The organism is Desulfuromonas sp. (assembly GCA_002869615.1).
Lineage (GTDB): Bacteria > Desulfobacterota > Desulfuromonadia > Desulfuromonadales > UBA2294 > BM707.
The window spans coordinates 1-7,424 of the sequence record PKUH01000073.1; the positions used below are offsets into that span (position 1 = coordinate 1).

Annotated in this window: 7 protein-coding genes, 1 other RNA gene and 1 riboswitch; of the genes, 4 read left to right on the forward strand and 4 right to left on the reverse strand. The window is 53.6% G+C overall.

The features are described 5' to 3' along the window. From C0623_07245 to C0623_07255, 3 genes are all read right to left on the reverse strand, one after another. The coding region (locus C0623_07245; protein ID PLY00470.1) for a hypothetical protein at positions 1-824 on the reverse strand (824 nt) is incomplete at its 3' end. A gap of 129 nt (positions 825-953) precedes the next feature. Then, positions 954-1,306: a transfer-messenger RNA gene (gene ssrA / locus C0623_07250) on the reverse strand. 450 nt (positions 1,307-1,756) lie between these two features. After that, a complete protein-coding gene (locus C0623_07255; protein PLY00471.1) occupies positions 1,757-2,758 on the reverse strand; it encodes a 4Fe-4S binding protein in 1,002 nt (333 codons plus the stop codon). A gap of 384 nt (positions 2,759-3,142) precedes the next feature. Between C0623_07255 and C0623_07260 the strand changes: the two genes are divergently transcribed. After that, positions 3,143-3,388: a hypothetical protein gene (locus C0623_07260; GenBank protein ID PLY00472.1), complete on the forward strand. Its 246-nt coding sequence runs from the start codon at positions 3,143-3,145 to the stop codon at positions 3,386-3,388. Between the two features lie 149 nt (positions 3,389-3,537). Continuing rightward, positions 3,538-3,612: riboswitch (cyclic di-GMP riboswitch) on the forward strand. 130 nt (positions 3,613-3,742) lie between these two features. Next, on the forward strand, positions 3,743-4,717 hold the full coding sequence (locus C0623_07265; GenBank protein PLY00473.1) for a hypothetical protein: 975 nt from the start codon (positions 3,743-3,745) through the stop codon (positions 4,715-4,717). 39 nt (positions 4,718-4,756) lie between these two features. Here the strand turns inward: C0623_07265 and C0623_07270 are convergent, their stop codons facing one another. Next, entirely contained in the window at positions 4,757-5,587 is an 831-nt protein-coding gene (locus C0623_07270) for an endonuclease (GenBank protein PLY00474.1), read from the reverse strand. A gap of 326 nt (positions 5,588-5,913) precedes the next feature. On the opposite strand from C0623_07270, the gene C0623_07275 reads away from it, so the two are divergent. Both C0623_07275 and C0623_07280 read left to right on the forward strand, forming a co-directional pair. Then, a complete protein-coding gene (locus C0623_07275) occupies positions 5,914-6,360 on the forward strand; it encodes a hypothetical protein (GenBank protein PLY00475.1) in 447 nt (148 codons plus the stop codon). A 173-nt stretch (positions 6,361-6,533) separates the two neighbouring features. Then, positions 6,534-7,424: hypothetical protein (locus C0623_07280; GenBank protein PLY00476.1), on the forward strand; the 891-nt coding region annotated here is incomplete at its 3' end.

Sequence of the window (7,424 nt, forward strand, 5' to 3'; positions counted from 1 at the left end):
ATCTTGACCATCAGGTCGTGGCTGACCACCCCTTCACTGACAAATAGCCCGGCGATGTAGGCGCCGATAATAATGTGAAGTTCGGCCAGTTCGGCGAGGAAGCCGAACAGCAACGCCATGATCAGGGCGAAGGTGAACCCCTTTGAGCTGCGGGCCGAGAGGAAGCGCCCGAATTTCGGGTAGACCCACATGCCGAAACAAATAGAAAAGGTAAAGAAGGCGACGACTTTGACCATGGTGATGGCGTAATGGTGCCAGTTGACTCCATGGCCGCCGTTGATGCCGATATCGATGATAGCGGTGAAAAAGGCGAGGGCGAGCACGTCATCGACCACCGATGCCCCGAGAATGATCGGGGTAATGCGCTGTTCGCTGAGCTCAAGATCATGCAGCACCCGGGCACTGACGGCAATAGCTGTGATGGACAGTCCGAGGGCGATAAACAGGCTGTGTTCGCGAGTCATCCCGAAGATCATGCAGGCAAGGTAGGCGACGATAAATGGAATCAGAAAACCGGAGATGCCAACGGCAAAGGATTGTCGTCGGTATTTGTTGAGATCGAGCGGGTTGGTTTCGAGCCCGGCATAGAACATCAGGAAGAAGACGCCGAGGTCGGAGAGAATGTTCAGCATCTCGTTCGGATAGATCAGGCCGAGAAAGGCCGGGCCGAAGATAATGCCGGCGGTCAGTTCGCCAAGGATCGGCGGCTGGTGGATGGCGCGGCAGAGCACGCCGGTGGTCCAGATGATGACCATCAGCATCAGCAGGTTGAGCGTCGGGTTGTTCTGCGTCATCTGCGCGATGACACCGAGAATGCCTTCCATATCTCAATCCTGTGTCGATGACAGCGGTAATCTTAGCGACCGTTAATATTCTATCATAATTATTTGATTGGGAAAGTCGGGGCTACAAACGAAAAAAAGCCCCGGTTTTCACCGGAGCCTTTATCAAATTGGTGGAGGTGGCGGGAATCGAACCCGCGTCCGAAAATCTTTCACGTCAAGCGTCTACATGCGTAGTTCGTGTATTGCTTAACCCATATGGACTCCCACGAACAGGATTCCTTATGGGGGAGTCTGCTAAAGTTTCGCCTCAATGGCGCAGACAGACAATGAGACTAGCCCGCTTCTTAGCGTCTCATGCCCGACACGGGCGATCAGTCATGAGACGTGACTACTTAATTAAGCAGCCAGTGCGTATTGTACGTCGTTGTCGGCGTTTATACGTGTTTGGGCTTTTTAACGGAGCCTGCCCACTCCGGCATGCAACAAGCGCTTCCGATCCCCGTCGAAACCAGTGCACCCCCGAATTGTCAAAGATCTATTTGTATTATCGCACTCCTGACGATGTAAACCAAGGGTGAAAATATAGAAAATTATTCTTGATGATAAATAATCCGACGCCCGCTCTTTTCTGCACCTCAGTTCATCAGGTAAACCTTAAGTGCAACTTTAACGGAGAGGCGTTGAGATGGAGAGAGGGTAAGAAGATGGAATAATTGATAAATGGCAAATATCCGGAAAATAGTTGTTTTTTGCCAATGTATTGATAGCGTTACGCGTATGAAATGGTTTGTTTCAATGTCATCTTGACCCGGGCCGTCGTCTGAAGAGAATTATAATCAAATGTTCACGAAATGGGATGTATGACTTGAATTGTTTTGGTTTTCTCTCCATCTCTCCGTTAAAAAAAGGTTTGGTATAAAGTCATTTGAGCATTGTGCTACGACCACATAAACCAGTTCCATCCATTACCTTCAATGTCCGAAACGGGATGTCTGCGGAATCAGTGCGCGGTAATCGTCGTAGGTCAGCGCGGTCTCCCAGTGGCCGGTTAGCATGCCGAAGCAGACGCCGGCGGTGAAAATCAGCAGAACGAACAGGGCGAACCCCCAACCGGGAATCGTCCTGTTCGGTTTCGACAATCCGATATCGAGGGCTCCCGGAGCCGGACAGCTGCCGACACAGGTGAGGCAGGCGGTGCATTCGGGCGAGTGGACCGTTGTTTTGTGTTGAACATCGATCAGGGCCGGGCAGGCCTTGCTGCAGGTCCCGCAGTTGATGCAGGTCGAATGGTTGCGGCGGATCTTGAGCGGGCTGAGCATACTGAACAGGCCGAGCAGGGCCCCGTAAGGGCAGAGATAGCGGCACCAGACGTTTTTATAGAAAACCGAAAGCAGGGACAACAGGGTGATCACGATGATGCTGGTGGTCGAAGGTGCGGTGAAGAAGTGCAGCATCTTGATATCGGCGATCGCCCAGTAGGGAGCGTTGAGAAAGCCTTGCACGGCTAGAACCGGCATGTCGATCAGGATGGTCTTGATAAAGAAGAACAGCAGCGCGTACCTGGTGAAGCTCAGGGTCAGATCGAGCCATCGCCAGATGCGGAAATTGCGGCCGAAGAGCTTGCGCCCGACCTTCCACAAACCCTCTTCGAGGGTGCCGACCGGGCAGAGCCACGAGCAGAACGACTTCTTCGCCAGCAGCGCCATCGCCACGAAGGTAAGAAGCAAAACCAGGGCGGCCGGGTGGACGGGGTCGATTTGGCCGCTGCTGATCCAGTTTTTAAAGCTGACCAGGGCGCCGATCGGCAAAAAGCCCTCGACCCCCGGCGGTCGTCCGTAGTAGGCGGTCTGGCCGAAGCTTTCGAAGTGGCTGACGAACAGGCCGAACTGGATGCCGAGGAAGATGCACCAGGCGAGGAAGGCCCACTGTACGATCAGGCGGATGGTGGTGATGGCGGGAATTTTCTGCTTCATGGTTGCCGGTTATACACGAGGTTGCGAAAGAAAGAAATGATCAAGGTCAAAAACCTGGAAGTCAGAGACGATTTCACGGAGAGTCGCCGAGGGTAAGACGGAGGTATAACTTGAAGTAAACAAATCTAAGTGGCTGTGAAAATGGACTTTTATCCGATTACAAACCCTGAAGGCAATGTTATGGCAGGACTCCGTGCGCAAAGACCAGGAGAAATGCAGGGGCAAACAGAAGTAAACGCAAAGACTGATGGTTGAAGATTTGTGAGGCTTGCCTTTGTTTTGCTGAACTCTGCGGCTTCAACTGCGTCTCCGTGTTGAAAAAGGAATTGCATTTTGTGCAGCTATCCTTGAGTTTCCGGCCAGTCTCGCATATAAATATACGGTATGGACTGGTCGGTTTATATCCTCCGCTGCGCAGATGGTTCCTACTACACCGGGCACACCAAAGATGTAGCAAAGCGTCTTGCTGTGCATAACTCCAGCAAGGGAGCCAAATACACCCGCTCAAGGCAGCCATGCGAAGTCATCTTCACCGAACAGCATGCGACGAAAAGTGCGGCTCTCAAAAGAGAATGCCAGATCAAGAGCTGGAGCCGCTCGAAAAAGCAGGCCCTGATTGATGGCAAATGAAGCCCGGCGCTGTCTGTTCCGGTCCGTCGTTGTGAATTGATAATCCCGATAAAGCAATCGCCTTTATTAGCCTGTCCTAATAAAGGCGGCGAATAAAGCTTCTGCCGCCTTTACATCCTCAATCCAGCCATGCGAGAATAAGTTTGATTTCACGATAAAGGCAAAACCGGTGCAAACCGGTGACGCAAAGCCGCGGGCCCCTCCGGGGTAGCCGGGCCGCCGAAGAAAGCAATTCATGCCCCATTTCATCCATCTTGGTGGTACTGAACCTGCCTTCGCTTGAAGATGGTTTTCTTGTGACGTTCACCGTCCCGATTCCCATTCTTCAGATAATCCTTTTTTGAGGAATGAATCATGTCCAGCCGGCGTATCCGCTTCATGTTTGAATACCTGCTCTATCGTCAGCTCACCCTGGCCGCGGCCATACTGCCGCGACCGGTCGCTATGCTGTTCGGCGGCCTGGTCGGTCGGGTCTGTTCAGTTTTGGCCGGCAGCCGGCGGCGGCTCTCCGAGCAGAACATGCAGCGGGCCCTGCCGGAGTTAAGCCGGCACCAGGTCAAGACCGAAATACGGCAGATGTTCCGTCATCTCGGCATCCTCGCCATGGATGTCCTGGCCTTCAGGCGGTTCCACGAAGAGCCCGATCTCGACCGCTATTTCGAATTTGAAAACCTCGAATCTCTCGAGCAAGCCCACGCCCACGGCAAAGGGGTCCTGGTCCTGACGGCCCACCTCGGAAACTGGGAGGCCGGTTCCTGCTTTTTGCCACGTCTCGGTTATCCGACCTGCTTTATCGCCAAGAAGCTGAAGAACCCGCGGATGAATGCCTTTATCCGGGCGAACCGGGAACAGGGCGGTGCCGAGATGATTGATGCCAAAAAAGGGGCGCGGCGGATCCTGAAAGCCCTGGCCGACGGCAAGGTCGTTTGTGTTCTGCTCGATCAGCACCATCGCGAGGGGGTCCTGACCGAGTTTTTCAACAGGCCGGTCCTGACCTCGCCGATGCTGGTCCAGCTGGCGATGAAGTCGGGCGCTCCGATCCTGCCGGCTTTTACCCTGCGGGCCGATGATCACCGCTATCACACCTGTTTCGCAGATGCCTTCGAGGTGGAGCCGAATTCCGATCCCGAGCTCATCCGTCGGCAGACCCAGCTCTGCAATGATTATATCGAAGAGGCGGTACGGAAAAAGCCGTCGCAGTGGTTCTGGCTGCACAACCGGTGGCGGGTCGATGCCCCGGCAACCGCGACCATGAAACTCCGATCGCCCGAGGCCAATATCAGCCCGGTGCCGGCGATATCCAAGCTGAAGCAAGAATCGTCAGGTTAATTTTAACGATGCCGGTTCCGGCAGCATCCGGGGCCGTTGTCAGATTGCATGTTCCGAATTGACCGGTTCCGGTTTTGCGAGTTCTAGCGGCAGCAACCGTTCGATTCGTTCAATACACGAGCAGTGGGTCGGTCTTGTTTCTGCACGTTCACCATTCCGCACCTCAACATCAAAATCGACCAGAACCGGCCGGTGATCAGAATAGCGGATGTCCGGCACCTGGAACTTCCTGATACTGATCCCCTTGCTGTAGAGGATAAAATCGAGGTGTCGCTGCGGGTTGCTGCTCGGGTAGGTCGGCAGCCTCTGCCGATTGGCGTTGCGCAGGCCGGTTGCCGCGAGGAATATCTCGATCTCTTTTTCGCCCCACAGCATATTAAAGTCACCGGCGACAATACAGGGCAGCTTGCTCTGCTTGACGATCTGGTAGAGGGCGTTGAGCTGCAGGTGGCGTGCCTTCGCCCCCAGGGAGAGGTGCACCAGGTAGACAATCACATGCTGCATCTCCAGTTCAATCACCAGCCGTTTCATCCCTTTGTTGAAGAAATGAAAGGTCTCATCGCGAATCCGGTCGCGGGCGAGAAAGGCGTTGCCCTGCTTTTTCAGAACCGGGACGTGCCGCCATAGTGAATCCTGCCCGTATTTAACCGAGTAGGAATGGTAGTGGCCAAGTTCGCTGGCCAGCAGTTCGGCCTGGTTTTTGCCGCCGCTGCGGTAAGAGCCGTGGTCAACCTCGACCAGGCCGACCAGGTCAGGTTCTGCGGCACTCAGGAAATCGGCGATCCGCTGCAGGTTCTTGCCTGATGAGCTGGCCGATCGGTGGAAGCTCGGTCCGGTTGCGTAGCGCATATTGTAGAGAATGAATCGCATCCAGCCCTCCTGTCACTATTTAATCACGTTCATTCGCAAATACAACGATGCGCTGCCGCTGCCGATTGTGTCATGACACACTTTGCATGTTTCACCCCTGCGATGTGTGACACACGAGTGCGCCGCCTTGTGCCAAGGAGGATCACTGCGAATTCTTCTCAAGTTATTGATATTATAGGGTTTTTTTGGATGGTATGTCAACTTTTCCGGTCCGGTTACTAATTGGTATGGGTCTTGCTCATTGAAACATTGAAGATCAATCCGTCCTCGCACCGAGTCGTTTTCGACAGCCGACAGGTTCTTGCGTTGACATGGAATGAGATGGTATGGGGCGAATGAGGCTAACAAAACCGGGTAAACTGAAAACACTCTTTCTGATCATCACTCTTCTTGTGACCAGCCTGGGGAGTTCTTTCGGATTTGTGGCGTGTGATCACGGTTGCCTCAGCGTTTCTCATACCAACAACCATCACAATATCGATTCCCACCCCGGTTCTTTCGGCGAAGACTTCTCGATTAAATTGCAGCAGAAATCAAAGCATGGCCTGACCACAAGTCCGGATAATTGCATTGATTACCTGATCGACCTCCTCGGTTTTTATAAAATCGATAATGAAGAAATCACAAAACTGAAACTCAAGGCTGCCGCCGCTTCGGCGGATCATCCTTTAGTCAGTGCCGTCGCAACCAACGCTCCCCCTTATACCAGTCCACCCGAACCGAGGATTGCCCAGTCAATTCTCTTCCAGCGAACGATCATCCTCCTCAGTTGATTCATGCCTTTTAGTGGGCAATGATCGGCTCTCACGATCCTTGCACCACGACCAAATCGAGCTCGAACATTTCCGGGTCACGTAGTTAACGGCGTGCTCCTATCATCAGTACCGTAACGCACTGAGTTGTATTTCAGTCGTACATCGAATTGTCTTTTACAAAGGAGGCTACAATGGCTTTTCAGAATTTCAAGGTTGGCAGTCGTTTGGGAATGGGCTTCGCTATTGTTTTATCTTTGATGATTTTGACAACCGCTGTCACGTTCTGGTCGTTAAATCATGTTGAAAGCGACACCGATACGGTCATCTCCGAGAGTCTGCCCTTCACCCTGAAGGCGGATCAGATGGTGATCTCGACCCATGAGATCCAGCAGTTGCTGACCGATGCGGCAGCCACCAAGGATGTCGGGTCAATTGCCGCGATCAAGCCGGAAGTATCTTCATTTAAACAGAACCTGGCGGCTTTCAAGGATATGTTTGCGCAGGAGAACGACACGGCTCACGTTCGCGAGATAGAAGAGATGGAAGCGGCTTTTGACGAGTTTATCGCGACCGGGACCCGTATGGCCAATGCCTATATCAATGAAGGGCAGGCAGCCGGAAATGTCATCATGGTCGAATTTGATGAAGATTCGGAAGCATTGGCGAAGCATGTCACTGATCTGCAGCAGGATCAGGTCGCGGAAATCAGGCAGAACGGTTCCGATATCCTCAGTTCATCGCAACAGGTTAAAAACCTGCAGGTCGTTCTCGGTGTTATCGCCCTGTTGATCGGCATCGGCATCACCGTGCTGATCACCCGCAGTATCGTCAAGCCTCTGGAGACGGCGGTTGATACGGCCCGGCGCATGGCGGTCGGCGACCTCGGGATGAAGATCGATGTCAGCTCGACCGACGAGACCGGCATCCTGCTCGGGGCGATGAAGGAGATGGTCGATGCCAACCGCGATGTCGCCAGGACGGCCGACCGGATCGCCGGTGGCGATCTCGGCGTCAAGATCACGCCCCGTTCCGGCGAGGATACGCTGCTCAAGGCGCTGGCGTCGATGGTTGGCAACCTGACC